Below are 25737 nucleotides of genomic sequence, written 5' to 3' on the forward strand. Positions count from 1 at the left end.
GGAAACCGGCACCCGCCGCGTCCGGATCGGCCTAGTCTGGGCCGGTGGAGACCGTACCGATCCAGCTTCCCGGGGGCACCACGGCCCCGGTGCGCCTCTTCGCGGGACCCGACCACGAGCACGAGACACGTCGCGACGCCTCCCGCGCCGTCGTGGTGATCGTGCCGGGGCTCGGCATCCCTGCCGGTTACTACGAGCCGTTCGGGCAGGCGATCACCGAGCACGGATTCGACGCGGCGATCTGTGAACTGGCCGGCCAGGGCGACAGCCGTCCGAGGCCCGGACCCGACAGCACCTACGGCTACCACGAGATCGTCGCGACGCACTTCCCCGCTGTCTTCGAGGTGGTGCGGGAGCGCTTCCCCGACTCGACGCCGTACCTTCTCGGCCACTCCATGGGCGGCCAACTCGGGGTGCTCTACGCCGCGCGCATCCGTGGCCGGCTCGGCGGACTGATCCTAGTCACCTCAGGCACGCCCTACTACCGCCAGCACGTGGGCATCCGCGGCCCGGGACTGTGGCTCGGATCGACGGCGATGTCGCTGACCGCCGCGGTCGCCGGATTCTGGCCCGGCGACCGGATCGACGTCGCCGGGTTCGGCCGGCAGTCGCGCGCGCTGATCTCCGACTGGGCGCGACTGGCCCGCACCGGCCGATTCGAACCGACCGGTGCGGACATCGACTACGAGGAACGGGTCGGGCGGCTCACGCTCCCCGTCCTGTCGATCACGATCGAAGGCGACGAACTCACTCCCGTCGCGTCCGCGCAGCACCTGCTCGAGAAGCTGCCCTCTACCGAGATCACCCGATGGCACAATCCGCGGGCACTGGGCCACAACGGCTGGATCCGCGACAACAACGACACCGTAGCGAAGATCGTGGCCTGGCTACGCGACCGCTGATCCCGCGCGGGCAGCAGCGGCGAGCCGGACGTGCGCGTTGGGGGAGCCGTATCCGGTGTATCCGCCGCGCCGTTCGAGGAGTTCGACCTGGAAATTGCCCTGCACCGGGAGCGTGTAGGCGTGCAGGAATTCGCCGCCGTCGTCGTTGCGGTCGTAGAGCAGGCCGTTGTCCTGCAGGACGGCGAGCAGGCCGGGGTCGAGCACGAACCGCGCGTCGAGATCCGCGTAGTAGTTCGCGGGCGGCCGGAGGAACTCCACGCCGCGCGCACGTGCGTGGCGTACCGAGTCGACGACGTCGGCCGTGGCGAAGGCCAGCTGGGTCACACCGTGCAGCTGGGGCGCAGCACCGGTCTCGGAGACGTTCAGCGCGACCCGCAGGTCACCCTTCTCCGCGCGCAGTGCGCGGATGCGCAGGCGGCCCTGCGGCTGGATGTACTCCTCGGGGTCTTCCGGCCGCAGTCCGAACAGGGTGCGGAAGAACGACAGCTCCTGGTTCAGGTCGTCCGCCGCGACCGTCACGTCGACATGGTCGAGACCGAGCCATCCCTCGTCGGCCGGGGGAGTGGCTGCCGCGTCGTCGGACACGAAGTCGTTGTGCCAGTCGTCGGTCTGCCCCGGCTCGGCACTGACGAAGACGTGCAGACCGGAGGGCGAGGTGATGCCCGGCAGGCCTGCTTCGCCCTCCCCTCGGGTGCGGTCGACCGCGGGCCACAGCAGGTTCGCGGCGCGTTCGGCCACCGCGGCGACGTCGGGGGCGACGAGACCCAGCGCGGTCGCGGTGGGACCCGGCGCGGGCTCCTCGTTCAGGACGACGTTCGCGCCGCCGTTGCGCCACCACACGACGGGCTTGCTGCGGTGCCTGCCGGCGACATGGAATCCGAGTCCGGTGAGCAGCGCCGGGTAGTCGGTGCGGTCGGGGTCGGCGAGTTCGACGAACGCCGCGTCGGTGTGCGCCGGAAGCGGCGGTGCGACCGTCACCTTCTCGCGTGCGGGCCCGGTGACCCGCGCACCGAGCCGGTCCTCGAGGAACAGCAGCGACCGCATCGCGTCGCGCGCGGTCACATGCGGATCCGCTTCGCGCACCACGTCGCTGAAGACCTCGAGCGAGAGCGGACCGTCGTAACCGGCGTCGAGCACGGCCGCGACCACCCCCGAGACGTCGAGCATGCCCTGCCCCGGGAAGCACCGGAAGTGGCGGCTCCATTCGAGGACGTTCATGTCGAGCACCGGGGCGTCGGCGACCTGCAGGAAGCCGATGCGTTCGCCGGGGATGCCGGCCAGGGCGCGTCCGTCGTCGCCGCGTGCGAGCATGTGGAAGGTGTCCACGGCCAGCGTCACGGCCGGGTGGTCGGCGCGTTCGACGAGATTCCACGCCTGCCCGACCCGGTTGACGTGGCGTCCCCAGGCGAGGGCCTCGTAGGCGAAGGTGACCCCGTGCGAGGCGGCGAGATCGCCGACGGCGCGCAGCTGTTCGGCGGACAGTTCCGGATCGTCGATCGCGGTCGGCAGCGCGTTCGAGCACGCCAGGAAGGTCGTTGCGCCGAGCTCGTTCATCACCTCGAGCTTGCGGCGGACGCGGTGCAGGACGTGGGGGAACCGCCGCGGGTCGACGCCCTCGATGTCGCGGATCGGCTGGAACAGGTCGATCGACAGACCGAGATCGGCGCAGCGCCGCGCTACCTCGGCGGGTGACAGCGGCGACGCGATGAGGTCGTTGTCGAAGATTTCGATCCCGTCGAATCCTGCAGCGGCGATCGCGTCGAGTTTGTCGGCGAGAACACCGGAGAGCGAGACGGTGGCGATTCCGCGGCGCATCAGCTGGTCAGCTCCTCGAAGTGTCGGACCATTCGTTCGGCGTCGGGTTCGACGCCCGTGAAGTACTCGAAGGCACCCACGGCCTGGAAGACGGCCATGCCGCCACCGGGCACCACGCGGCATCCGCGGGAGCGGGCGAGGTGGATCAGTTCGGTCTCGAGCGGGAAGTACACGACGTCGGAGACCCACAGGTCCTCGCGGACGAGCTCGGCGGGGACGGGCAGGCCGGGGTGGCCGGTCATGCCTGTGGGGGTCGCGTTGACCAGACCCTGCGCCGAGGCCAGAGCGCCGGCGAGATCGGTGGTCGCGCGGACCCGGTCGTCGCCGAAGCGTTTGGCCAGGCGGGTCGCGCAGGCCTGCGCCTTCTCCACGTCGACATCGACGATGGACACGTGCGCGGAGCCCTGTTCGAGCAGCGCGTACCCGACGGCCGAACCGGCACCGCCGGCCCCGACCAGCACGGCGCGGTCGGAGACGGCCTCGGGCAGCCGGCGGCGGAACGCGCGCCCCCAGCCGGACCAGTCGGTATTGCGGCCGAGTGCGCGACCGTCCCGGAACACCACCGTGTTGACCGCGCCGAGATCGTGGGCGTCGTCGGACAACTCGTCGAGCAGGGGGATGACGACCTGCTTGAAGGGGTGCGTGATGTTGAGCCCGTCGAAGCCGAAACGCTGTGCCCAGTCGAGCATCTCGGCCAGGTTCTCGGCGCCGTAGCCGAGGCGCTCGGCGTCGACGAGGCGGTAGGTCAGGTTCAGTCCCGAGGCGAAGCCCTCCCGTTCCTGCATGGCCGGGGTGAGCGAACCGCCGATCCCGGCGCCGAACAGGCCCAGCAGGAAGGACGTACGTGCGGGCGCTGCGGTGGTCATCGGGAGCTTTCCTTCTTCTCGGTATCGAGTGCGAGTGCGGCCAGGTGACGGACGGCGAACTCGTATCCGTCGGGGCCGCATCCGGCGATCACGGCCTTCGCGACGGGAGCGACGAACGAACGGTGCCGGAACTCCTCGCGGGCGTGGACGTTGGTCAAATGCACTTCCACGATCGGTGCCGCGACGGTCACGAGCGCGTCGTGCAGTGCGACCGAGGTGTGCGTGTAGGCCGCGGCGTTGACGACGAAACCGGCTGCCGATTCGCGGAGTTCGTGGACGGCGTCGATGAGTGCGCCCTCGTGGTTGCTCTGCCGGAAGTCGATGTCGAAGCCCAGGTCGTCGGCGGTGCGGCGGCACGACTTCTCGATGTCCGCCAGCGTCGCGGTGCCGTAGAGATGAGGTTCGCGCGTGCCGAGCAGGTTGAGATTGGGCCCGTTGAGAACGGCGATCGTCGGACGAGCACTCACGATGCCGCTCCGGCGGGGACCGGCGCGGTGTTCCGATCGTGGGGGAGCAGGCCGATCTCACGGGTGGGGATCTTGTGGGTTCCGGACGGTCCGGTGGCCACCGCGATCAGCGAGATGGCGACGGCGCCGACGCAGAACAGGGCCACGCGGTACCAGTTGTCGGCGTTGCCGTCCATGAGCGAGCCGGCAATGGCCGGGGTGAAACCGGCGAGCGCGAAGCCGAACTGGGTGCCGATCGCCATGCCCGACAGGCGGACGCTGGTGGGAAAGTACTCGGCGTAGGTGGCGGGCCACACCGCGTTCGGCATGCTGTAGACCACGCCGGCGAGCAGGATTCCGGTGATGAGCACGAGCGGCACGTCGCCCCGCGAGATCGACCACAGGAAGGCCGTCACCATCACGGCGCTGCCGATCAGGCCGGAGACGAAGACCGGCTTGCGACCGATGCGGTCGGACAGCAGGGCCCACATGGGGATGGAGCCCACGGCGATGATGTTGGCGACGATCGCCAGCCACAGCATCGTGGTGTCGCTGATGCCGATGCCGTACTCGTCGGCTGTGGCGAAGTTGAGGGCGAACACCTGGAAGGCCGTGTTGACCATGGCGATGAAGGCCGCGAAGAAGACGCGCAGGACGCCGGTCCAGTGGTGGCGGAAGAGCACGGCCAGTGGTGCCTTGGGGGCCTCGTCGTGCGCCTTCTCGGCGTGGAACTCGGGGGTCTCGTCGAGGCTGCGCCGGATGAGGAAACCGACCAGCACGATCACGGCGCTGATCCAGAAGGGCACGCGCCAGCCCCACGACTGCAACTGCTCCTCGGACAGCAGCGCGATCACGGGCAGGAACATCAGAGGTGCGAGCACCTGGCCGCCCTGCGTGCCGCTCAGTGTCCAGCTGGTGAAGAAACCGCGTCTGTCGTCGGGGGCGTGTTCGAACGACATCGAGTTCGCGCCGGCCTGCTCACCCGCGGCGGACAGCCCCTGGAGCAGCCGCAGCACGACCAGCAGGATCGGCGCGATCATGCCGACCTGTCCGTAGGTCGGCAGGCAGCCGATGAGGAAGGTCGAGACACCCATCAGTAGCAGCGTGCCGACGAGAATCAGCTTGCGGCCGAAGCGGTCACCGATGTGGCCCATCAGGACGGAGCCGAAGGGGCGTGCGACGTAGGCGACGCCGAAGGTCGCGAGCGACGCGACGGTCGCGACCGCCTGGTTGCCCTCGGGGAAGAAGATCTTCGGGAAGACGAGCGCAGCGGCGGTACCGTAGATCGCCAGGTCGTAGTACTCCAGTGCGCTGCCGCTCCACGCGGCGAGGGCCGCCTTGCGGGGCGTGCGCTGCACCGTGGTGTTTTCAGTCATCGGATGCCTCGGGGGGTGGGTCTTCAGTATCGGATACACGGACGTTATGGGTGTGGCGCAGCCCACGACAATCGTTTGCCATTTTTTTTGCCATACTGTCCGTATGTCGGCCTCTCCGCGTTCACGGAAACGCGCCACCATCACCGATGTGGCCCGCGAGGCAGGGGTCGCGGCGTCGACGGTCTCGCGCACGTTCACCAAGCCCGGTCGCGTCAACGCCGCCACTCGCGACCACATCCTCGAGGTCGCCGACCGGCTCGGCTACGCACCCAACCCCGCGGCCCGCGCCCTCGAATCGGGACGCACCAACACCCTGGCGCTGCTGGTCCCCGACATCACGAACCCCTTCTTCTCGGGCGTGATCAAGGGGGCCGAACGCGCCGCCGTCGCCTCCGGCCGGACCCTCGTCCTCGCCGACACCCAGGAGAGCGCGACCACCGAAGCGCACATCATCCGGCGGCTGGGGCCGGCCGTCGACGGTTTCGTCCTGGCGGCCGCCCGTATGCCGGACGACGAGCTGCGGCGCGTCGCCGAATTCGACGCCGTGACCCTGGTGAACCGGGCGATCCGCGGAATCTCCTGCGTTGTCGCCGATTACGAGACGGGCACGCGGCAGATCGTCGACCACCTCGCGTCGCTCGGGCACCGCTCGTTGCTGTTCCTCGGCGGTCCGCCCGAGTCGTGGTCGGGAGCGCGGCGCTGGGCCGGTCTGCAGGCCGCGGCGCAGGCTCACGGCATCGCGGTGCGTCGCTTCGGCCCCTACTCGCCGACGCTCGGTGGCGGTGCCGCCGCGGCCGACGCCGCCGTGGCGGCCGGTGCCACCGCGGTGGTGTGCCACAACGACATGCTCGCCATCGGGGTGCTGCGCCGGATGCGGGAACGCGGGGTGTCCGTCCCGGAGCACGTGAGCGTGGTCGGATTCGACAACATCTTCGGCTCCGACCTGTGCCGGCCGTCGCTCACCACGCTCGCCGAACGCACCGAGGACGCCGGGGCGCGCGCCATCGAGATGCTCGCCCGGCAGGCCTACGAGCGGGTCGCGGTGGCCGACGAACTCGTGCTCCCGACGCAGCTCGTCGTCCGCGAGTCCACCGGACCGGCGAGATGAGGGAGGTTGTGTGCGTCTTTCTCGACGAGAACGCACACAGCCTCCCCGAAGTTCACCGGTTCGCGAGCTTGTCCGCCAGGAAGGTGAACGTCAGCGCCGACTTGAACGCCGCCTGGGCGTTGTCGGCAGCGCCGCCGTGGCCGCCCTCGATGTTCTCGTAGTACCGGACCTCGTGACCCTGCTCTTCGAGCCGCGCCACCATCTTCCGCGCATGGCCGGGATGCACCCGGTCGTCGCGCGTCGACGTGGTGACGAGGATCGGCGGGTAGTCGGCATCCGGGTCGGTGTTCTGGTACGGCGAGTACTTCGACAGGAACTCCCACTCCGCGGGGTTGTCGGGGTCGCCGTACTCGGCCATCCACGACGCACCGGCGAGCAGCAGGTGGTAGCGCTTCATGTCGAGCAGCGGCACCTGGCACACGATCGCCCCGAACAGTTCGGGATAGCGGGTGAGCATCACGCCCATGAGCAGACCGCCGTTGCTGCCGCCCTGGGTGCCGAGCTGCTCGGCCGTCGTGATCCCGCGCGCGACGAGATCCTTCGCGACCGCGGCGAAGTCCTCGAAGACCTTGTGCCGGTTTTCCTTCAGGGCCTGCGTGTGCCAGCTGGGTCCGTACTCGCCGCCACCGCGGATGTTCGCGATGACGTAGGTGTAGCCCTTCTCGAGCCACGCCCGCCCGACGCCGCCGCTGTAGGCCGGCACCATCGAGTTCTCGAACCCGCCGTACCCGTACAGCAGTGTGGGCGACGGGGTTCCGGTGTTGCTGCCGACCACGAAGTAGGGCACCTGCGTGCCGTCGTCGGACGTCGCGAAGAACTGCTCGACGGTGATGCCCTCGGCGTCGAAGAACGACGGGGCCTGCTTGATCGCCTCCACCGGGCCGCCGACCGTCCCCGACAGCAGGGTCGCAGGGATCGTGAAACCGCTGGAGTTGAGGAAGAAGTCGTCGCTGTTGAGCGGATCGACGTCGATGATCGAAGTCGACGTGGCATCGGGGACGTCGGGCAGTTCCTCGTCCGACCAACCGTCCTCACCCGGTGTGAGCACCCGCACGCGGGTCTGCACGTCGCGCAGTGTGACGACGAGCAGGTGATTCTGCGTCCACGCGTACTGCTCGAGCGAGGTGTGCTCGTCCGGGGCGAACAGCACCGTCACCTCACGCGAGCCGGCGAGGAAGGCCGGATAGTTCGCGGCGAGCAGCGTGCCGGCGGGATGGCCGAGCCATTCGGAGCGGGTGCGCACGAGCAGGTGGTCGCGGTACACGCTCACCCGCGCGTCGTCGGGAACATCCAGTTCGACGAGCTCGCCGTCCGCGGTGAGTTCGAAACGCTGCGCCCGGTAGAAGTCGATCGCGCGGTCGACGAAGCTGCGCTCGTATCCGGGAGTGTTGTCGTACCAGGCGGAGACAGCAACATCGGTGCGCTCACCTTCGAAGACCGTCTCGGCCTCATCGATCGGAGTGCCGCGCCGCCAACGCTTCGCGAGTCGCGGATAACCCGAGTCGGTGAGCGATCCGTCGCCGAAATCGCTTCCCACATAGACGGTGTCGGAGTCGATCCACCCGATGTCCGTCTTCGCCTCGGGTAGTTCGAAACTGTCCGGGCCCGAGACGAATCGTCGCTCGACGAGATCGAACTCGCGGATCACACTCGCGTCGGCACCACCGCGCGACAAGCTGATGAGCGCGCGGGTCTGATCGGGCCGCAGCACCTGGGCACCCGACCACACCCAGTTCTCGCCCTCTTCCTCGGCGACGGCGTCGAGGTCGACGAGGACGTCCCATTCGGGTTCGTCGCGCAGGTACTGCTCCATCGTCGTGCGACGCCACAGGCCGCGTACGTGCTCGGCGTCCCGCCAGTAGTTGTAGAGGTACTCGCCCCGCCGACGCGCATAGGGGATGCGGGCGTCGGTGTCGAGGATCTCGCGGATGCGGGATTCGAGGTCGGTGAAGCTCTCGGTGCGGGTGTACTCCTCGACCGTTCGGTCGTTCCGGGCACGCACCCAGTCGAGTTGTTCCTCGCCGGTGACGTCCTCGAGCCATAGGTACGGATCGGTCGTGTCGTCGCTCATGATCCATTCATACCCGCCCCGCACGTGCCTCCGGCGGCAGGCAGACTGTGACCTCGTGCAGATGCATCCGTCGGACGCGCGCCGGGAATGGCTCGGCGACCGCATCCCGGGCGACCTGTTCGCCCTCTACTGTTTCGACGCCCCCGCGACTCCGGTCGCCGACGTGCTCGACGAACTGCGGTCGCGGGCGGCGGTGATGGGGGAGCTGCAGGTACGGATGGTCGAGGTACCCGCGGGTCTCGACTATCCCTACTGGGCAGCGCACACCCAAGCAGAAGACCGGTTCGTCGTCCACGAATCCGGCAGCTACGAACAGATGCTCGTCGCGCTGTCCGGGCTCGTCGCGACCCGCGTCGACGTCACCGTCTCGCCGTGGCGACTGCACGTCTTCCCACATGTCACGGGTGCTCCGCGAGGGAACGGTCCCGCCCTCGTGGTCGTCCTGCAGATGTCGCACGCCTTCGCCGACGGGGTGCGCTCCTCCGCGCTCGCCCGCGATCTGCTGGCGGGCACCGCGACACCCACGACACCGCCGCGCGCCCTCTCGCCCGCCGGGATGCTTACGCGTGCCGTCCTGCGGCTGCCGTTCTCGATTCCACGGGTGATCGCCGACGGGCGGCGGTCGGTGGATGCGGCGCGACAGCTCGCCGACCCCTCGGTGCCGCCACCCACCCCGGGGAGGGCGCTGGTCGCTGTGAACACCGCACCCGGGCCGCGGCGGACGGTCCGCACACTCGTGTTCGACTCCGCCGCCCTGCGCAGCGTCGGCACGGTCACCATCGGCGCGCTCACGGCCATCGGCGCTGCCCTGTCGCAGTTCCTCGGCGTCGACGAACTGTCCGCCGAGGTGCCGGTCGCGGTGGCGCCGGGCACGGCCCGCAACAGCTACCGCAACGTCGGCGTCGACCTGCACTGCGCGATCCGCGACCCGCACGCACGTGCCGCGGCGATCGCCGCCGACCTGGCGTTGCAGCGGATCCGTGCGCGGCACCCCGCCATGGCGATCCGGGTCCGCACCGACGACCACGTCCCCGCACCGTTGCTGCGGTTCGGTACCGACCGACTCGACCTGTCCGTCGTCCCACCCACCGTCACGGGCAACACCGTCGTGTCGAGCGTCTACCGAGGTCCGGCCGACCTGGAACTCGGTGGCGGGCGGGTGCGGTTCACCTCGGGCTTCCCGGGCCTGTCGCCCGTGCAGGCGCTCACCCACGGCGTGCACGGGATCGGCGACACCGTGACCCTGTCGGTGACGACCTCCCCGGATGTCCTCGACGCGGCAGGTCTCGCTCGGTACGTCGCCCTGCTGCACGAGGCGGTCGCCTCGCTGTAACGTGCCCCGAATCCAACGATGGAGGGGCACATGGCGGCTTATGCGGTGACGGGTGCCGCCTCGGGAATGGGCCGGGCGAGCGCGGAGCGGCTGCGGGCCGCCGGGCACACGGTGATCGGCATCGACCTGAAGGACACCGAGGTCACGGCGGACCTATCCACTCCGGAGGGCCGTTCCCACGCCGTCCGGGCCACGCTCGAGCTGGCGGGCAGCCGCCTCGACGGTGCCGTGCTCGCCGCGGGCCTGGGCCCCACCCCCGGCAAGGAGAAGATCATCGCGCAGGTCAACGTGCGCGGCGTGATCGACCTGCTCGTCGGATGGCGAGCAGCTCTGGCCGCCTCCGCGAACAGCAAGGTCGTGGTGTTCGGATCCAATTCGACGACCACGACTCCCGGCGTGCCGAACTCGGCGGTGAAGGCATTCCTCGCCGGCGACATGGACAAGGGCGTCGCGCACACCACCCGCATCTCGCAGGCGGGCCCGCCGTTCACCTATGCGGCGTCGAAGATCGCCGTGACCCGATGGGCGCGACGCGCCGCGGTCACCCCCGAGTGGGCGGGTGCCGGCATCCGCCTCAACATCCTCGCGCCCGGAGCGATCTCCACCCCGCTGCTCGACGCGCAACTCGAGAGCCCCCTCGGGAAGGTGGTGGAGAGCTTCCCCGTTCCACTCGGGGGCTTCGGGAAGCCCGACGAGATCGCGCAGTGGGTCGAATTCATGCTGTCCCCGGCGGCGGACTTCATGACGGGCAGCGTCGTGGTGGTCGACGGCGGCACCGAGGCGTACTTCCGTCCCGACGACTGGCCGGTGCGGGTCCCGTTCCGGTCGATCCCGCGCTACCTGCTCGGCATGCGCAGGTTCGGGCGCCGCAAGTGAGGGTCCGCGCAGCGCGGACCCTCACCGCGCTCCCGTATCAGGCGGAGTAGTCGCCGAAACCGTAGATCGCGTCGAACGCGCTGGTGGGCAATACATCCACCGCGTTCACGCGGTAGGACGAGTACGAGTCCTGCATCAGGTCGCGCACGAACCGCAGGGCGTGGATCGCGTCGACGGCGTCGACGGTGATGATGAGCTGGGCGCGACCGTTGTCGCTGCGGCCCACCGCCCCGTGGTGCGGGACGATCGGTTCGATGAGGTCGACGGTCTCGTCGTCGGTCAGGAGATCGAGGTCGGCGTCGATTTCGATCATTGCGTTGTATTCCATGTGGGTTCTCCCGTGTCGAACACCCGAGCGGCCTCGCGCCGCGCGGGTTGATTTCGACGGGGAACACGCACGGCGACATCATGCCCGAACCGGATGACCCTCGCCATCATCCGATCGGGGGACATCCGATCGAGACGGACGGACGATGTGCGGGACCGGTGCTCCGCGCGACGCTCGATGCATGCCGATCGTCGAAGTGAACAATCTGCACAAGTCGTACGGAGGTCGCGCCGTCGTGGACGGCGTGAGCTTCGAGATCCACGAAGGTGAGATCTTCGGGATCCTCGGTCCGAACGGGGCCGGGAAGACGACCTCCGTCGAACACATCTCGGGTCTGCGAAAACCCGATGAGGGCACCGTCCGCGTCGCCGGCCTCGACCCGGTCCGCGACCACCGGGCCGTCACCGAACTGCTCGGCACGCAGTTGCAGCAGAGTGAGCTGCAGCCGAAATTGACCGTGCGCGAGGCCCTCCGGTTGTACGCGGCCTTCTACGCCCGACCCGCGGACGGCGATGTGCTCGCCGAACGCCTCGGACTCGGCCGCATGCTCGACACCCCGTTCACGAAACTGTCCGGGGGCCAGAAACAGCGGTTGTTCATCGCACTGGCACTCATCGGTTCACCGCGCGTCGTCGTCCTCGACGAACTCACCACCGGACTCGACCCGCGTGGGCGCCGTGACACCTGGGAACTGATCGAGGAGGTGCGTGATTCCGGCGTCACCGTCCTGCTCGTCACACATTTCATGGAAGAGGCACAACGCCTCTGCGACCGTGTCGCGATCTTCGATTCCGGGCGCATCCGTGCGCTGGGGACCCCGGCCCAGCTGATCGGGCAGTCGTCCGCAGCGATCGTGGTCTCGTTCCACCCGTCCGGTCCGCTCGACCCCGCGCTCCTCGAAGCCCAGCCCGGCGTCGTCTCCGTGCACACCGCCCGGGAACGGGTGGCCGTCGAAGGCAGTGAGGAGTCGATCCACGCGGTACTCGGCCTGTTGGCACGCCTCGGCGTCACGGCCGAACGCCTCCGCATCGCCGAAGCGACCCTCGACGACGCCTACCTCGATCTCACCGACACCAGGAGCACGTCATGACCGACCCGACCGTCCGCACCAGGCTCGTCGAGACGTCGACGACGAGCACCCCGGCGATGTCCGCATCGACCGCCGTTCTGCGTACCGAGGCACGACTGTTCACGCGGGAACCCGGGGCGCTCTTCTGGATCCTCGTCTTCCCCACGCTGTTGCTCGTGATCCTCGGCCTGATTCCCGGTTTCCGGGAACCGGATCCGGACCTCGGTGGTCTGCGGGTGATCGATCTGTACGTCCCCGTGGCGATCCTCCTCGCGATGATCGTGGCCGGTGTCCAGACGATGCCCGCGGTGTTGTCGTCGTACCGAGAACGGGGAATCCTCCGCAGGCTCGCCGTGACCCCGGCGAGTCCGTCGCACCTGCTGACCGCACAGATCGTGGTGCACGCGATCGCGGTCCTGGCGTCGGTCTTCCTCGCACTGATCGTCGGTCGGGCGGCCTTCGGAGTCGCCTTCCCCGCCCAGCCGTGGGGATACGCACTCGCGGTACTCGTCACTCTCGCTGCGGCACTGAGCGCGGGAGGGACACTGGCTGCGGTGGCACCGTCCGTGCGGATCGCCCAGACGCTGGGCACGATCGTGTTCTTCCCGTTGATGTTCAGTGCGGGCGTATGGCTTCCGGTGCAGGCGATGCCCGAGCTACTGCGACGGATCGTGGAGCTGACACCCTTCGGTGCCGCAGCGCAACTGCTCGACGAGACCGCCGCGGGCGGCCTGCCGAACCTCGGTGGCATCGCGGTCGTGGTGGGTTGGACCGTCGTCCTGACCGGCGTGGCGATCCGGTGGTTCCGTTGGCAGTGACGGCGTCGACCGTCATCCTGGAAGCCATGACGGCACCGACGACCACCGACGATCCGTGGCTTCGGACCTACAGATGGGCGCCGGTGGGGATGCTCGCGACCGGCACCGTCCTGTCCGTCGGCACCGCGACGTTGTTGATGAGTCCCGCCGAGCGGTACACGGCAGCGGTGCTCACCGCGGTGGCGGTGGGTCTGGAACTGTGGCGCGGTCGCCGCCGCCGGTCGATGCCGGAGGGCGACGCGGTCTACTACCTGCTCCGGTCCGCACTGGCGTTCGTCCTGAGCTGGCTCAACCCGTTCTTCGCGATCTACGCGGCCTCCGGCTACTTCGATGCCCACGCGATGCTGCCGGACCGCTGGATCCGGTTCGGGCTGATCGTCACCGCCGTGACGGTGGCGGGTTCGCAGGCGGGTGGTCTGCCGCCGGACGACACGACGATGTGGATCGCGTTCGGGCTCCTCGTCGTGCTCAACGCCTCGATTTCCATGCTGATGATGAGGCTCGCCGAACGCGACGAGCAGCGAAGTCTCGAACGGCTCGCTGCGATCACCGAACTCGAACGCACCAACGTCCGACTCGAGAACGCGCTGTCCGAGAACCAGGCCCTGCACGCGCAGCTGCTGGTGCATGCCCGGGAAGCGGGGATCGACGACGAGCGCCGCCGGCTCGCCGCGGAGATCCACGACACCCTCGCCCAGGGCCTGGCCGGGATCGTCACGCAGTTGCAGGCGGCACAGGACACCGCCGATCCGGAGGCGGCGCGGCGCCACGTCGAGAGGGCCACGGACCTTGCACGACGCAGCCTCGGCGATGCCCGCCGCTCGGTGCGCAATCTCGCTCCCGAGGCACTCGAGCACCGCACGCTCGACGATGCGCTGGCCCACGAGGTGGAGAGATGGTCGGCCGAACACGGGATCCGGGTCGATCTCACGGTCACGGGCACCACCGAACCGTTGCACGACGACATCGGCGTGACGTTGTTCCGCATCACCCAGGAGGCCCTCGCGAACGTCGCCAAGCATTCCTCCGCACACCGTGCCGGTGTCACGGTGTCCTATATGGACGACGAAGTGAGTGTGGACATCCGGGACGACGGATGCGGTTTCGATCCGTGCGCGACACCGGGCGACGGATTCGGGTTGCGGGGCATGCAGTCCCGTGCCGACCGGATCGCCGGCGTCGTGGACGTCGAGTCCGAACCGGGTGTGGGGACCGCGGTCTCGGTGCGGGTGCCGCTGATCAGGGCCGGGAGGATGTCGTGACCGACGCGGACGAGATCACCGTGCTGATCGTCGACGACCACCCCGTCGTGCGGGACGGCCTGCGCGGAATGTTCGCCGCATCCCCGGAATTCGACGTGGTCGGAGAGGCTGCCTCCGGTCCGGAGGCCGTGACCCTCACGCTCGAACTCGACCCCGACGTGGTGCTCATGGACCTGCGGATGCCGGGAGGCGGGGGAGTGCAGGCGATCACCGAACTCGTCGCGCGAGGTGCGCGCAGTCGCGTCCTGGTGCTGACGACCTACGACACGGACGCCGACACCGTGCCTGCGATCGAGGCCGGCGCGACCGGCTACCTGCTCAAGGACGCTCTGCGGGACGACCTGTTCGCCGGGGTGCGGGCCGCGGCAGAGGGACGGACCGTCTTGTCGCCGGTGGTCGCGTCGCGGTTGATGAACCACATGCGGACACCCACCGCCCCGCAGGCGCTCAGCGCCCGGGAGCGTGAGGTGCTGGCGCTCGTCGCGAAGGGCACCTCGAACCGGGCCATCGCCCAGGAGCTGTTCATCAGCGAGGCGACCGTGAAGACCCACCTGACCCACGTCTTCGCGAAGCTCGAGGTGAAGGACAGGGCGGCCGCGGTCGCAGTCGCCTACGACCGCGGGATCCTGGGTTAGCCGAACAGCAGGGTCAGCCGAACAGCAGGGTCAGCCGAACAGCAGGGTCAGCCGAACAGCAGGGTCAGCCGAACACCGCACGCTCGCGGCGTCGTTGCCGACGGGAGAAGACCGCGACCATCAGTCGCACCGGAAGGGGCAGTTCGCGGCGGACCCGCTCGGTCTCGTCCTCGGTCATCACGGCGAAGAAGCGGGTGAGGTCGAAGTCGGCCCGGCCACCGCGCTGGGCGTCCTTCTCGAACCGCTGCCACGCGTCGGCGGAGACGTGCCCGGTGATGAGCGGGAAGACCGTTCGCTCCTCGTCCGCGATGTGCTCGTGGAGGTGCTCACTCAGCGTGCGGAGGGTGCGTGCGAAGCCGGCCACTGCCGCGGGGTCGGGGAGCCCGCGGGTGAATTCGCCGAGTTCGTCGAGGAGCGGGTCGAGTTCGTCGTGGTCGTCGGTGAGTTCGGTGAAGTCGACGTGGGGTCCGGCCGACGCGGTGATCAGCGGCCAGAGTGCGAGGTCCTCCACGTTGTGATGGTGGTAGAGACTCGCGACGAACAGTCCGACATAGTCGGCGGTCGCCGCGTAGCGGGCCCTGTCGAAGCTCGACGGATCTGCGAGCATCCGGTCCGCCAGTTCGCGGAGCCGGGTGACGTCGCGGAGGATCACGCGGTGCGCGAGCCGCATTCCGAGCAGGTCGTCGTCGGTGGTGAGGCGCGGGGTGAGGGATGCGGAAGTCATGTCGGTAGCGTGCGCGGCCGGACTTGGAACCGGCTTGGTGCCGAGCGGGCGCCGGAGATCGTCGCGCACCAAGTGGTCGCCAAGAATGTCTCCGCGCGCTCGGTCCGTGATCATCACTCCGGCGCTTGCAGGGAGCCGGCAGCTGATGTCAGCGGGTCGGCGCGATGCCGAACAGGAGCGCGTCGATGCCGGCGCGGAACGCACGGTCGTTCGCATCGGATCCGTCGTCCGCACCGCTGCGGCTGTCCGCATCTGCGACATCACCTGCGGATCCTCCGGCGGACGCGCCGGTCATCAGGGCGGTGAGATGCGGGTAGTCGCCGTGCTCGAGCATTGCGGCGATGTGCGCGGCTCCGCCGCCGGCCGCCCCTGCAGACATCCCGGCGGCCTCCTGCGCGGCGAAGTTGGTGACCCACCCCGACAGGAGGGCGACTCCGGTCATCGTCGCGGTCGGGTCGAGTCCGGCGGGGGCGAGGGCGCCGACGAGGTGGTCGAGATACCGCATCGAGTTCGGGCCGAGCGTCGATGCTGTGACCTGGCTCAGCCAGGGATGCCGGCGGTGGATTGCGCGGGACTGTTCGGCGACGTCGAGTACGTCGGCGCGCACGTCACCGGTCAGCGGAGCGAAGCGGTATTCGGCTCCGGCCCGGTAGCTACCGGCAGGTAACCGGACCATCGGCAGACACCGGAATCGGGCGGGACTACCCTGTATATCCGTGACCTCACACTATGACGTCGTTGTCCTCGGAGCCGGTCCCGGTGGGTACGTCGCTGCTATCCGCGCGGCACAGCTGGGACTGAGCACCGCCATCATCGAGCAGAAGTACTGGGGTGGTGTCTGCCTGAACGTCGGCTGCATCCCCTCGAAGGCACTTCTCCGCAACGCCGAGCTGGCACATCTCTTCAACAAAGAGGCCAAGACCTTCGGCATCTCGGGAGACGTGTCCTTCGACTTCGGTGCCGCCTACGACCGCAGCCGCAAGGTCGCGGACGGGCGCACCAAGGGCGTGCACTTCCTCATGAAGAAGAACAAGATCACCGAATACGACGGTAAGGGCTCGTTCGTCGACGCCAAGACCATCGAGGTGACCCTCACCAAGGGCGGCACCGAACAGGTGACCTTCGACAACGTCATCATCGCCACCGGCTCCGTCACCAAGCTGCTGCCGGGCACCGAGCTCAGCGACAACGTCGTCACCTACGAGGAGCAGATCCTCACCCGCGACCTCCCCGAGTCCATCGTCATCGTCGGTGCCGGTGCCATCGGCATGGAGTTCGGCTACGTCCTGAAGAACTACGGGGTCGACGTCACCATCGTCGAGTTCCTCGACCGCGCACTGCCCAACGAGGACGCCGACGTCTCCAAGGAGATCGCCAAGGCGTACAAGAAGCTCGGCATCACCATCAAGACCGGTGCCGCGGTGCAGAAGATCTCGGACGACGGTTCGAAGGTGACCGTCGAGATCAAGGACAACAAGTCCGGCAACGTCGAGACCGTCACGGTCGACAAGGTGCTGCAGTCGGTCGGCTTCGCGCCGCGCGTCGAGGGCTACGGCCTCGAGAACACCGGCGTCGAGCTCACCGACCGCGGTGCCATCGCGATCGACGAGCGCATGCGCACCAACGTCAAGGGTATCTACGCCATCGGCGACGTCACCGCGAAGCTTCAGCTCGCGCACGTCGCGGAGGCGCAGGCCGTGGTCGCGGCCGAGACCATCGGCGGTGCCGAGACCCTCGAGCTCGGCGACTACCGCATGATGCCGCGTGCGACCTTCTGCCAGCCGCAGGTCGCCTCCTTCGGTCTCACCGAGGAGCAGGCGAAGGCCGAGGGCTACGACGTGAAGGTCGCGACCTTCCCGTTCACCGCCAACGGCAAGGCGCACGGTCTGGGCGATCCCAACGGCTTCGTCAAGCTCATCGCCGACAAGACCCACGGTGAGCTCATCGGCGGCCACCTCATCGGCCCCGACGTCTCGGAGCTGCTGCCCGAGCTGACCCTGGCCCAGAAGTGGGACCTCACGGTCAACGAGCTCGCGCGCAACGTCCACACGCACCCGACTCTGAGCGAGGCGCTGCAGGAGGCCATCCATGGTCTCGCAGGACACATGATCAACTTCTGAGGATGCGGGGCCGACCCGAGGCCCCGCGTTCACCCTTCTTCCGTGTGGGCGGATCCCCGCTCGGATGTACCGGCTCAGCCCGTGACGACTCGACCGTCGTCGCGGGCTGACGTCGTTCCGCCCTTCTCCGGGCGCAGCACCAGCTGCACGAGACAGTTACCGTCCTGCGGGTCGGGCCGGACGTCGACGGTGTAGCGGCTGCGCAGCAGGTCGGCGTGGTCGTCGAGGACACGCTGGATCAATCCGCGTTGGATGCCGTGCACCACTTCGGGATTCGTGCGGGCGATCTCCGCGAGCGGGCACGTGCACAACGTGAGGCTGTGGGTGCCGAAGGCGTTCGTCGCGCTCTGCGTCTCGAAACCCAACTGTTGCAGGGCGTCGATGACGAGCGTGCCGGCGTCGACGGTCGGCGCGGGTGCGAGGGCGAGGGCGAGGGCGAGGGCGAGGGCGAGCATGCCCGCCCAGTCCGAGCCCACCTCGAACGCCTTGTCCTCGCGCTCGGTGGGGGTGCCCCCGATCCGCGCGGCGAGCAGCGCGACGAGATCGGTGTAGGACGGTTCCTTCACCGCGACGTAGCCGAGGCGCGGGCGCCCGACCCGCTCGGTCGGAAGTTGCCGGGTGCGGACGAGACCTTCCTCCCCGAGGCCCGCGAGATGGAAGCGGACGGTCGTGACGTGCAGGTCGAGCGTGGCGGCGAGATGATGGGCGTCGACCGGGCCCGAGGACTCCCGCAACAGGCCGAGAATCCGCTCGAGTTGCTTCACCCGCCGTGCCAAGTCCCCTCTCCCGTCGCGCCCGCGGTGACTCTCAGGTGAGGGTCACCTTATTAAAAGGAGGAAAATCCTCTATAGTCGGCGCCATGGAGGCGACAACCGACGCACCGTCCACGTTACGACCGGTCCGGAGAGCCTCGGAACCGTAGCCACCCTTGCCCTCGCGAGAAGGAGTGCAGAACATGGCGGACAAGCACGCATCGGAAGACGCTCTCCCCCTTGCGGGTAGGGACACCGCCCACCTGCCGGGACACTGGCTGCTCGCCCGCCTGGGCAAGCGTGTGCTGCGGCCCGGCGGTAAGGAACTGACGGCACGCGTGCTCGCCGACGCGAGGTTGCGTGGCGCGGACGTCGTCGAGTTCGCGCCCGGCCTCGGCCGGACGGCGCAGGAGATCCTCGCGTACTCGCCCGGCAGCTACACCGGAGTCGAATCCGACGAGACGGCAGCCGAACTGACGCGCAAGGCCATCGCCGGCGGAGGCAGTGTGGTCAGCGGCGAGGCGTCGAAGACCGGACTCGACGACGAGGTCGCCGACGTCGTGGTCGGCGAGGCGATGCTGACCATGCAGACCGACAGGCACAAGGCGGAGATCGTGCAGGAGGCCCGCCGGGTGCTACGTGTGGGCGGCCGGTACGCCATCCACGAACTCGCGATCGAACCCGACGAGGTCGATGACGAGGTCAAGACCGAGATCCGCACGTCGCTCGCGCGCTCGATCAAGGTCAACGCCCGCCCGCTCACCGCCGCGGAATGGCGGACCCTGTTCGAGGAGAACGGATTCGAGGTCGAGAAGATCGGCTTCGCTCCCATGGCGCTGCTCGAACCCAAGCGCATCCTCGCCGACGAGGGCCTGCCCGGCACCCTGAAGTTCGTTCGCAACGTCCTTCGCGACTCCGACGCCCGCAGCCGGGTGCTCCAGATGCGGTCGACGTTCACGAAGTACAAGAAGCATCTGGTCGCGATCGAGATCGTCGCCACGAAGAAGGAAGCGTGATGAGTACACAGCAGGTCGAGGGCAAGCTCACCCGTATCGAGGGGCTCGCGGAGCTCAACGCGGGCGAGGGGAGCGGGCCACGCATCGAGAAGCTCGCGGCGGTCACCGGTGCCACCGTGGTACGTCTGTCCTTCGTCGCCGGGCAGACGATGGACGACCACAAGGCCGGCGCTCCGATCCTCGTGCAGGCCGTCACCGGCGACATCTCGTTCAGCACCGCCGACGAGACCGTGTCGCTCGTACCGGGTACCGCCGTCCACGTCGACGCCGGCATCGTGCACCGCCTCGTCGCGAACGCCGATTCCGTGGTGCAGCTGACGATCCTGCGCTGAGCTGTCACCGATCCCACATCGGCGACGAATGTGCACGTGAGGTGTGCGCGCCCGCGTAGTGTTGCGCCATGGCGGAACGCGGCGCTCGCCCACACGTGCACCCGGTTCGGAGATGGTTGCTGCGCACGGTGCGGCACCTGTTCACACCTCTGCGGCCCGACGACTATCTCGAGATGATCAACCCGCTCTGGACGACCCGCGAACTGCGCGGTCGTGTGGAGCGGGTCGTCCCCGAGGGCGGCGACGCCGCATCGGTGCTCATCCGCCCGGCCTACGAGTGGCGCGGTCACGAGCCGGGCCAGTACGTGCGGCTCGGGGTGGTCATCGACGGGGTCTACCACTGGCGCGCGTACTCGCTCACCTCCGACCCCGATCCGGTCGACGGGCTCATCAGCGTCACACCCAAACTCGTCGAGAACGGCGTGGTCTCGCCGTACCTGGTCCGCAAACTCGAGCCCGGCGACATCGTCCGCCTCGGTGAGGTCGAGGGCGTGTTCACCCTGCCCGACCCGCTGCCCGCGAAGATGCTGTTCATCAGCGCGGGCAGCGGGATCACCCCGATCATGAGCATGCTGCGCAGCCTCGACCACCGCGACCGCATCGACGACGTCGTCGTCGTGCATTCCGCCCACACCGAGGACGAGGTGATCTTCGGCTCGACCCTGCGCGACCTCGACGAGCGGCATCCCGGAATGCGTCTCGAGCTGTGGCTCAGCGGCGACCGCGGCCGCATCACCCCCGACGACCTCGGCGATCTGTGCCCCGACTGGCGCGAACGCGACGCTTTCTGCTCGGGCCCGCGCGACCTGCTCGACGCCCTCGAAGAACACTGGGACGAACACGGTGATCCCGAAAGATTCCACCTCGAACGTTTCCAGCCGATCATCGGTGGGAATGCCGGGAGCGGCGAGGGCGGCACCATCCACTTCCTCGACAGCGAGAAAGAGGTGGAGTGCGACGGGGGAACACCCATCCTGGTCGCAGGCGAGAACGCCGGCCTGAAGTTGCCATACGGCTGCCGTATCGGCATCTGCCACACGTGCGTCGGAACGCTGAAATCCGGGCAACTCCGGGACCTGCGGACCGACGAGGTGAGCGAGCCCACCGGGGCTGCGGTGCGTACCTGCATCCACACCGCGGAGGGTGACATCGAAATAGAACTGTGAAGCAACCGGCTTCGAAGCAGGGGGCGTCGTGACGAGAAGCATCGACAGGGCCGACACCGGGACGCGGGAACCACACAGTCCGCTCGCGCATCTGAGCGACGACGATCTCGAGCAGATCGCCAAGGAGTTCGACGCCATCCACGACGAGGTGTACTCGAGTCTCGGCGACAAGGACCGGCAGTACATCAAGAACGTCATCGCCGCGCAACGGCAGTTGGTCGTCGCGGGGCGGTTACTGCTCTTCGCGTCGTCGTACAAGCCCGCCTGGGTGGCCGGGACAGCCTGTCTCGGAGTGGCGAAGATCCTCGAGAACATGGAGATCGGCCACAACGTCATGCACGGCCAGTGGGACTGGATGAACGATCCGGACATCCACTCGTCGGTGTGGGACTGGGACACCGCCTCCACCGCGGAGGCGTGGAAGCACTCGCACAACTACATCCACCACACGTTCACGAACATCCGCGGCCTCGACAAGGATCTCGGCTACGAGATCATGCGGATCGACCCGCACCAGAAGTGGCACCCCGTCTACCTGGCGCAACCTCTCTACAACGCGCTGCTCACCGTGCTCTTCGAATGGGGTGTGGCGCTGCACGACCTCGACCTCGAGGCGTTGTGGGCCGGCGAGAAGTCGACCGGTCAGGTGATCGAGGAGCTGAAGGGCATCTTCGGCAAGGCCCGCGCGCAGTTCGTCAAGGACTACGTCGGCTGGCCGCTGGTGAGCGCCGCGCTGTTCGGTCTCGCGCAGGTCGCGCTGCAGGGCCGGTTGCCCCAGCCGAAGACCTCGCGTCTGGGCCGGCGACTGCGGTCGATGAGCAAGGGACCGATGGGCAAGGGCCGGTCCGGAAAGTTTCGTACCGCAGCCCATCTCGCCGACCGGTATCTGCCCGGTGTCGAGAAGACCTTCCTCGCGACGGTTCTCGCCGACATCACGGCCAACATCATCCGCAACGTGTGGGCGCACGCGATCATCTTCTGCGGGCACTTCCCGGACCAGACCTATACCTTCTCGAAGAAGGAGGTCGAGAACGAGTCGCGTGGAGGGTGGTACGTGCGGCAACTCGTCGGCGCCGCGAACATCGAAGGCACCCCGCTGTTCCACATCCTCAGCGGCAATCTCGGCTACCAGGTGGAGCATCACCTGTTCCCCGACATGCCGAGCACCCGTTACGCGGAGGTCGCGCCGAAGGTCAAGGACATCTGCGAGCGTTACGAACTGCCCTACAACTCGGGGCGATTGGGCAAGCAGTGGTTCATGGTGCACCGCACCATCGCCCGGCTCGCCTTCCCGGGCGGCAAGCCCCGTCCGAAGCCCGGACCGTATCGTCGTTCGCAGGACCCCACCGGCGGTCCCGTTCCCAGCGAGGCCGCACGGTTCCGCGACCGTCTGCCCGCCGACCATCCCGACGCCGGACCAGAACACGAGGGCGGCGGCGTGAAGGTCGATCCGCCACCCCGCTGATCACGTCGTCCGGTGTGCAGTTGTCGTCGACGATGCGCGAATTCGCCGATGAGAACTGCACTCCGGAGCCGGGGTCAGGACGCCCGGTATGCCTTCCAGCCGCCGAACTCGGTGATGTCCACCGCGTCGGCGGCTGCGTCCTGCGTGCAGCCGAAGCCGACGACCCACCGTCCGTCCGCCAGTTCGACACTCGTCAACGTCATCGGGGCGGGCAGCGCGGCGAGGAACCGACCCAGTCCGGCCTCCGACAACCGGAACAGTTCACCGACGATGGCGGCGCCCTCGCCCGGTGCGTGACGCACCAGGCCCGGCTTCGGCGGCGTCGTGTTCAACGCGGCGAGGCGGTACGCGTCGGAGGTGTACACCTCCTCGACGAAGCGCGCCCCGAGTTCCTCGAGCTGGAAGTGCAGCGGTTGACCGCGCAGGTGCGCTCCGAAGACCGCGAGTTCGACGCCGGACTCGACCACGCGCGGTGCGTCCACACCGTTCAGCGCGGCCGCGACGTCCACGGCCACCTGGTCGCCGAAGGCCGGGACCACGACCATGACCCCGAACGGCTCACCGGCCGGTGTCGGCGCACCGGGCACCGCCACCGCCGTCATGTCCAGCAGGTTGCAGAAGTTGGTGTAGGTGCCCATCCGACGATTGATGGCGATCGGATCGGCCTGCACCGCGGCGATCGTCGGGTGTTCCGTCGTCGTCGGGAGCAGCAACCCGTCGAACCCGGCGAGCAGTTCACGCGCGAACGCCTTCACGTGGATGAGGGTGTCGAGATCCTCGACGAGTTCGTAGGCGGCAGGCTTCTTCGCGCCGGCGACGATCGCGGCGACCGTGGGATCGGCACCCTCCGGTGCCGTCGACAGGAACTCGCCGACGGCCGCGTAGCGCTGGGCCACCACGGCACCGTCGTAGAGAAGCAGGGCAGCATCGAGCAGCGGTGAGATGACCACCTCTGCGATCTCGATGCCGGATTCGCGTGCCGCGGTCACCGTGCGGGCGAAGGCGTCGCGGTACTCCTCACACAACGCTTCGAGATCCTCGGCGCGCGGCACCGCGACGCGCAGAGTGTTCGGCGCGGCGAGTCGTACATCCGCGGGCCAGGTCCTGCTGCGCGGGTCGCGGGGTTCGGGTCCGGCCATGATCCGGACCGCGGTCGCCGCCAGGTCGAGCGACGTCGCGAAGACCGTGAGGCAGTCGTAGTCGACGCAGGCCGGGACCAGGCCGTGCACCGGGATGACGCCGAGAGTGGCCTTGATGCCGACGATTCCGTGCAGCGCGGCGGGTACCCGTCCCGAACCGGCCGTGTCGGTGCCCAGCCCGATGTCGGCGATGCCGAGCGCCACCGCGGCCGCCGAACCGGAACTCGAACCGCCCGAGACCTTCTCGGGATCCCACGCGCACCGCACCGCCCCGTACGGGCTGCGGGTGCCGACGAGACCGGTGGCGAACTGGTCGAGGTTGGTCTTACCCAGCACGACGGCGCCGGCGGCGACCAGACGCTCGACACCCGAAGCGGTTTCCTCCGGGACGTACGCGAACTCGGGACATGCCGCAGTGGTCGGGATTCCCGCCACGTCCACGTTGTCCTTGACCGCCACGACCAGACCGGCGAAGGGAAGGGACTCACCGGCGGCGACCCGTGCGTCCACTTCGGCGGCGTCGGCGAGAAGATCGTCGGCGCTGCGCAGCGTGATCCACACCTCGGGTCGATCCACCTCGTCGATGCGGCCCAGTGCGGCACGAACGCGATCGGTGGCGGACACCCTCACCGGGGAGACGGGCGCCGCAGCTGTATACATCTTTGTGGACATGGCTGTATACGCTATGGACCAGCAATGACGCTGCTGTGACGTTGTGTAACAGCCTTGTTAGGGATCGCGCCGAACCGATGCCGGCCGGTGCGGACGGATCAGAAGTCGCGTTCGATCCGCAGCACACCGATGGTTGTGGCAAGGGCGTCGTACTGCGTGACCAGCAGACAGAACTCGATGAGCCTGCGGTCGTCGTAGAACTGCGCGAGCGACGCCCACGTCTCGTCGGACAGATTCTTCGTCGCCACGAGTTCGTCGACGGCGGCGAGAAGAGCGCAGTGCCTCGCCTGCCAGCCGGGAGCGTCGGGTCCGGCGACGATACGCTCGCGCACCTCGTCGGTGATGCCGGCACGGCGACCCAGGCGGGTGTGGTGGTCGAATTCGTAACCGCACTCGCGCAGATGCGCGACGCGCAGGATGACCATCTCCGATTCGAACCGGCCGAGACGGCCGAACGGCATGAGCATGCCGGCGTAGTGCAACCACCCGCGGAACAGCCGTCCGGTGCGGCCGAGGGTGCTGAACAGGTGGGCGTCCGAGGTGCCGCCGGCGGCGGACAGGGCCTTCCATGTCACCCAGTTGATCGGGCCGAGTTCCTTGAAACGTCCGGGCGGGATGCGGGGTGTCATGAGCGCCAGTGTGCCGCACCGGACCCGTCCGGTCACGTGACACGACCGGAAGTGTCAGTCTCGGACGGCCCGGGCCATCCGCGCGAAGGCGCGTGCCTCCTCGGCCCGGCGCACGACCACCGATCGCGAGGTGTCGATGTGGGCGAGCAGCAGGTCGTGGGCGTCGTCGAGCTTGTCGGCGAGAACCAGCTCGGCGACCTCGATGTGCTCGTCGACGGTCGCGACGATGCGGTCGGGGGTCAGATAGTCGAACATCCGCACCGGGCGCACCTTGGCGTTCACCGAGGCCAGCGCGTCGCACAGGGCACGGTTGCCGGAGGCGGCGAGCAACGTCATGTGGAAGCGCTCGTCGAGCGTGACGAAGCCGGCGTCGGGCTCGGGCGGATCCTCGCGGATCTCATACCAGCGGTCGAGCTCGGGACCGAGGACGTCGGGATCGTGCCGCACCGACTCGCCGTCGAGTGCGCGGTGAATCCCGCGCAGCTCCAGGGTGGTCCGCAGTTCGTACAGGTCCGCGAGGTCGTCGAAGCGCGGACGGTAGGGGTACAGCCCCTGGTCGCGGCGTTCGACGAGCCCGTCGGAGACCAGTCGGGCGAGGGCCTCGCGTACCGGCGTGCGCGACACCTCGTACTGCTCGGCGAGGCGTTCTTCACTGAGTCGTTCGTCGGGGGAGGGGGTCCCGGACATCAGACGATCGCGCAGGGCCTTGTAGACCCTCTCGCGCCGTGTGTCGGCGGCCATCAGATTGCCATCGCCGCACGGACGGTGGAGGCGGCGTCGACACCACCGTCACCCGTCGAGGTGATGCGCCCGGATT

Annotated in this window: 25 protein-coding genes; 13 read left to right on the forward strand and 12 right to left on the reverse strand. The window is 68.6% G+C overall.

Features of this window, described 5'->3' with window-relative positions:
• Positions 1 to 44: 44 nt before the first annotated feature.
• Positions 45 to 902: an alpha/beta fold hydrolase gene (locus tag NVV99_RS17335; RefSeq protein ID WP_024101797.1), complete on the forward strand. Its 858-nt coding sequence runs from the start codon at positions 45 to 47 to the stop codon at positions 900 to 902.
• Here NVV99_RS17335 and NVV99_RS17340 read toward each other — a convergent pair.
• Genes NVV99_RS17340 through NVV99_RS17355 form a run of 4 tightly spaced genes read right to left on the reverse strand, consistent with a single transcriptional unit; the run spans position 888 to position 5405 of the window.
• Complete coding sequence (locus tag NVV99_RS17340; protein WP_024101796.1) at positions 888 to 2717, reverse strand: sugar phosphate isomerase/epimerase and 4-hydroxyphenylpyruvate domain-containing protein; 1830 nt, start codon at positions 2715 to 2717, stop codon at positions 888 to 890. The two genes, NVV99_RS17335 and NVV99_RS17340, sit on opposite strands and share 15 nt — an antisense overlap.
• Entirely contained in the window at positions 2717 to 3583 is an 867-nt protein-coding gene (locus NVV99_RS17345; protein ID WP_019291127.1) for a shikimate dehydrogenase, read from the reverse strand. Before NVV99_RS17345 ends, NVV99_RS17340 begins: the two co-directional genes overlap by 1 nt.
• Complete coding sequence (gene aroQ / locus NVV99_RS17350; RefSeq protein ID WP_024101795.1) at positions 3580 to 4050, reverse strand: type II 3-dehydroquinate dehydratase; 471 nt, start codon at positions 4048 to 4050, stop codon at positions 3580 to 3582. The genes NVV99_RS17345 and aroQ overlap by 4 nt, the downstream gene beginning before the upstream one ends.
• Complete coding sequence (locus NVV99_RS17355) at positions 4047 to 5405, reverse strand: MFS transporter (protein WP_024101794.1); 1359 nt, start codon at positions 5403 to 5405, stop codon at positions 4047 to 4049. Before NVV99_RS17355 ends, aroQ begins: the two co-directional genes overlap by 4 nt.
• Positions 5406 to 5508: 103 nt before the next feature.
• Between NVV99_RS17355 and NVV99_RS17360 the strand changes: the two genes are divergently transcribed.
• The gene (locus NVV99_RS17360) at positions 5509 to 6513 is read left to right on the forward strand and encodes a LacI family DNA-binding transcriptional regulator (RefSeq protein WP_019291129.1); all 1005 of its coding nucleotides are present in this window, start codon (positions 5509 to 5511) and stop codon (positions 6511 to 6513) included.
• 52 nt (positions 6514 to 6565) lie between these two features.
• Here NVV99_RS17360 and NVV99_RS17365 read toward each other — a convergent pair whose 3' ends face one another.
• Complete coding sequence (locus NVV99_RS17365) at positions 6566 to 8584, reverse strand: prolyl oligopeptidase family protein (RefSeq protein WP_024101793.1); 2019 nt, start codon at positions 8582 to 8584, stop codon at positions 6566 to 6568.
• On the opposite strand from NVV99_RS17365, the gene NVV99_RS17370 reads away from it, so the two are divergent.
• Both NVV99_RS17370 and NVV99_RS17375 read left to right on the forward strand, forming a co-directional pair.
• Positions 8583 to 9917, forward strand: coding sequence for a wax ester/triacylglycerol synthase domain-containing protein (locus NVV99_RS17370; protein WP_080678586.1), 1335 nt, complete (start codon positions 8583 to 8585; stop codon positions 9915 to 9917). The genes NVV99_RS17365 and NVV99_RS17370 overlap by 2 nt on opposite strands.
• A gap of 30 nt (positions 9918 to 9947) precedes the next feature.
• Entirely contained in the window at positions 9948 to 10793 is an 846-nt protein-coding gene (locus NVV99_RS17375) for an SDR family oxidoreductase (RefSeq protein WP_024101791.1), read from the forward strand.
• A gap of 37 nt (positions 10794 to 10830) precedes the next feature.
• Here the strand turns inward: NVV99_RS17375 and NVV99_RS17380 are convergent, their stop codons facing one another.
• Entirely contained in the window at positions 10831 to 11121 is a 291-nt protein-coding gene (locus tag NVV99_RS17380) for a hypothetical protein (protein ID WP_024101790.1), read from the reverse strand.
• Positions 11122 to 11302: 181 nt separating this feature from the next.
• Here NVV99_RS17380 and NVV99_RS17385 point away from each other — a divergent pair, with 181 nt between their 5' ends.
• The 4 genes from NVV99_RS17385 to NVV99_RS17400 are packed head-to-tail and all read left to right on the forward strand — an operon-like array spanning position 11303 to position 14905.
• Positions 11303 to 12211: an ABC transporter ATP-binding protein gene (locus NVV99_RS17385; RefSeq protein ID WP_041803439.1), complete on the forward strand. Its 909-nt coding sequence runs from the start codon at positions 11303 to 11305 to the stop codon at positions 12209 to 12211.
• On the forward strand, positions 12208 to 13008 hold the full coding sequence (locus NVV99_RS17390; protein WP_024101788.1) for an ABC transporter permease: 801 nt from the start codon (positions 12208 to 12210) through the stop codon (positions 13006 to 13008). Before NVV99_RS17385 ends, NVV99_RS17390 begins: the two co-directional genes overlap by 4 nt.
• Positions 13009 to 13034: 26 nt before the next feature.
• Positions 13035 to 14270, forward strand: a complete 1236-nt coding sequence (locus NVV99_RS17395) for a sensor histidine kinase (protein WP_024101787.1) — start codon at positions 13035 to 13037, stop codon at positions 14268 to 14270.
• The gene (locus NVV99_RS17400) at positions 14267 to 14905 is read left to right on the forward strand and encodes a response regulator transcription factor (protein WP_006553604.1); all 639 of its coding nucleotides are present in this window, start codon (positions 14267 to 14269) and stop codon (positions 14903 to 14905) included. Before NVV99_RS17395 ends, NVV99_RS17400 begins: the two co-directional genes overlap by 4 nt.
• A gap of 64 nt (positions 14906 to 14969) precedes the next feature.
• Here the strand turns inward: NVV99_RS17400 and NVV99_RS17405 are convergent, their stop codons facing one another.
• Both NVV99_RS17405 and NVV99_RS17410 read right to left on the reverse strand, forming a co-directional pair.
• Positions 14970 to 15629 carry a hemerythrin domain-containing protein gene (locus tag NVV99_RS17405; protein ID WP_041803803.1) on the reverse strand — a complete coding sequence of 220 codons (660 nt, stop codon included), beginning with the start codon at positions 15627 to 15629 and terminating at the stop codon, positions 14970 to 14972.
• A 148-nt stretch (positions 15630 to 15777) separates the two neighbouring features.
• Positions 15778 to 16305: a TetR/AcrR family transcriptional regulator C-terminal domain-containing protein gene (locus NVV99_RS17410; protein ID WP_024101785.1), complete on the reverse strand. Its 528-nt coding sequence runs from the start codon at positions 16303 to 16305 to the stop codon at positions 15778 to 15780.
• A 40-nt stretch (positions 16306 to 16345) separates the two neighbouring features.
• On the opposite strand from NVV99_RS17410, the gene lpdA reads away from it, so the two are divergent.
• Complete coding sequence (gene lpdA, locus NVV99_RS17415; protein WP_006553599.1) at positions 16346 to 17749, forward strand: dihydrolipoyl dehydrogenase; 1404 nt, start codon at positions 16346 to 16348, stop codon at positions 17747 to 17749.
• Positions 17750 to 17823: 74 nt separating this feature from the next.
• Here lpdA and NVV99_RS17420 read toward each other — a convergent pair whose 3' ends face one another.
• Entirely contained in the window at positions 17824 to 18525 is a 702-nt protein-coding gene (locus NVV99_RS17420) for a metalloregulator ArsR/SmtB family transcription factor (RefSeq protein ID WP_242411651.1), read from the reverse strand.
• A 179-nt stretch (positions 18526 to 18704) separates the two neighbouring features.
• Between NVV99_RS17420 and NVV99_RS17425 the strand changes: the two genes are divergently transcribed.
• The 4 genes from NVV99_RS17425 (at position 18705) to NVV99_RS17440 (ending at position 22480) form a co-directional block, all read left to right on the forward strand.
• Positions 18705 to 19517, forward strand: a complete 813-nt coding sequence (locus tag NVV99_RS17425) for a methyltransferase domain-containing protein (RefSeq protein WP_024101783.1) — start codon at positions 18705 to 18707, stop codon at positions 19515 to 19517.
• Positions 19517 to 19849: a hypothetical protein gene (locus NVV99_RS17430; protein WP_006553595.1), complete on the forward strand. Its 333-nt coding sequence runs from the start codon at positions 19517 to 19519 to the stop codon at positions 19847 to 19849. The genes NVV99_RS17425 and NVV99_RS17430 overlap by 1 nt, the downstream gene beginning before the upstream one ends.
• A gap of 68 nt (positions 19850 to 19917) precedes the next feature.
• Positions 19918 to 21015, forward strand: a complete 1098-nt coding sequence (locus NVV99_RS17435) for a ferredoxin reductase (protein WP_024101781.1) — start codon at positions 19918 to 19920, stop codon at positions 21013 to 21015.
• 28 nt (positions 21016 to 21043) lie between these two features.
• Complete coding sequence (locus NVV99_RS17440; protein ID WP_024101780.1) at positions 21044 to 22480, forward strand: acyl-CoA desaturase; 1437 nt, start codon at positions 21044 to 21046, stop codon at positions 22478 to 22480.
• Positions 22481 to 22554: 74 nt separating this feature from the next.
• Here the strand turns inward: NVV99_RS17440 and atzF are convergent, their stop codons facing one another.
• From atzF to NVV99_RS17455, 3 genes are all read right to left on the reverse strand, one after another.
• Entirely contained in the window at positions 22555 to 24279 is a 1725-nt protein-coding gene (atzF, locus tag NVV99_RS17445) for an allophanate hydrolase (RefSeq protein WP_051424845.1), read from the reverse strand.
• Between the two features lie 110 nt (positions 24280 to 24389).
• Complete coding sequence (locus NVV99_RS17450) at positions 24390 to 24920, reverse strand: carboxymuconolactone decarboxylase family protein (protein ID WP_024101778.1); 531 nt, start codon at positions 24918 to 24920, stop codon at positions 24390 to 24392.
• A 54-nt stretch (positions 24921 to 24974) separates the two neighbouring features.
• Positions 24975 to 25661 carry a GntR family transcriptional regulator gene (locus tag NVV99_RS17455; RefSeq protein WP_024101777.1) on the reverse strand — a complete coding sequence of 229 codons (687 nt, stop codon included), beginning with the start codon at positions 25659 to 25661 and terminating at the stop codon, positions 24975 to 24977.
• Between the last annotated feature and the right edge of the window lie 76 nt (positions 25662 to 25737).

Origin of the sequence: Rhodococcus sp. PAE-6 (assembly GCF_025290685.1) — a bacterium.
GTDB classification, from domain to species: Bacteria; Actinomycetota; Actinomycetes; order Mycobacteriales; family Mycobacteriaceae; genus Rhodococcus; species Rhodococcus pyridinivorans.

Coding starts and splice junctions, on each gene's coding strand:
- NVV99_RS17340 (WP_024101796.1), bottom strand. CDS start 2,717: ATGCGCCGCGGAATCGCCACCGTCTCGCTCTCCGGTGTTCTCGCCGAC.
- NVV99_RS17345 (WP_019291127.1), bottom strand. CDS start 3,583: ATGACCACCGCAGCGCCCGCACGTACGTCCTTCCTGCTGGGCCTGTTC.
- NVV99_RS17355 (WP_024101794.1), bottom strand. CDS start 5,405: ATGACTGAAAACACCACGGTGCAGCGCACGCCCCGCAAGGCGGCCCTC.
- NVV99_RS17360 (WP_019291129.1), top strand. CDS start 5,509: ATGTCGGCCTCTCCGCGTTCACGGAAACGCGCCACCATCACCGATGTG.
- NVV99_RS17370 (WP_080678586.1), top strand. CDS start 8,583: ATGATCCATTCATACCCGCCCCGCACGTGCCTCCGGCGGCAGGCAGAC.
- NVV99_RS17365 (WP_024101793.1), bottom strand. CDS start 8,584: ATGAGCGACGACACGACCGATCCGTACCTATGGCTCGAGGACGTCACC.
- NVV99_RS17375 (WP_024101791.1), top strand. CDS start 9,948: ATGGCGGCTTATGCGGTGACGGGTGCCGCCTCGGGAATGGGCCGGGCG.
- NVV99_RS17380 (WP_024101790.1), bottom strand. CDS start 11,121: ATGGAATACAACGCAATGATCGAAATCGACGCCGACCTCGATCTCCTG.
- NVV99_RS17385 (WP_041803439.1), top strand. CDS start 11,303: ATGCCGATCGTCGAAGTGAACAATCTGCACAAGTCGTACGGAGGTCGC.
- NVV99_RS17390 (WP_024101788.1), top strand. CDS start 12,208: ATGACCGACCCGACCGTCCGCACCAGGCTCGTCGAGACGTCGACGACG.
- NVV99_RS17395 (WP_024101787.1), top strand. CDS start 13,035: ATGACGGCACCGACGACCACCGACGATCCGTGGCTTCGGACCTACAGA.
- NVV99_RS17405 (WP_041803803.1), bottom strand. CDS start 15,629: ATGACTTCCGCATCCCTCACCCCGCGCCTCACCACCGACGACGACCTG.
- NVV99_RS17410 (WP_024101785.1), bottom strand. CDS start 16,305: ATGGTCCGGTTACCTGCCGGTAGCTACCGGGCCGGAGCCGAATACCGC.
- NVV99_RS17425 (WP_024101783.1), top strand. CDS start 18,705: ATGGCGGACAAGCACGCATCGGAAGACGCTCTCCCCCTTGCGGGTAGG.
- NVV99_RS17430 (WP_006553595.1), top strand. CDS start 19,517: ATGAGTACACAGCAGGTCGAGGGCAAGCTCACCCGTATCGAGGGGCTC.
- NVV99_RS17435 (WP_024101781.1), top strand. CDS start 19,918: ATGGCGGAACGCGGCGCTCGCCCACACGTGCACCCGGTTCGGAGATGG.
- atzF (WP_051424845.1), bottom strand. CDS start 24,279: ATGTATACAGCTGCGGCGCCCGTCTCCCCGGTGAGGGTGTCCGCCACC.
- NVV99_RS17450 (WP_024101778.1), bottom strand. CDS start 24,920: ATGACACCCCGCATCCCGCCCGGACGTTTCAAGGAACTCGGCCCGATC.
- NVV99_RS17455 (WP_024101777.1), bottom strand. CDS start 25,661: ATGGCCGCCGACACACGGCGCGAGAGGGTCTACAAGGCCCTGCGCGAT.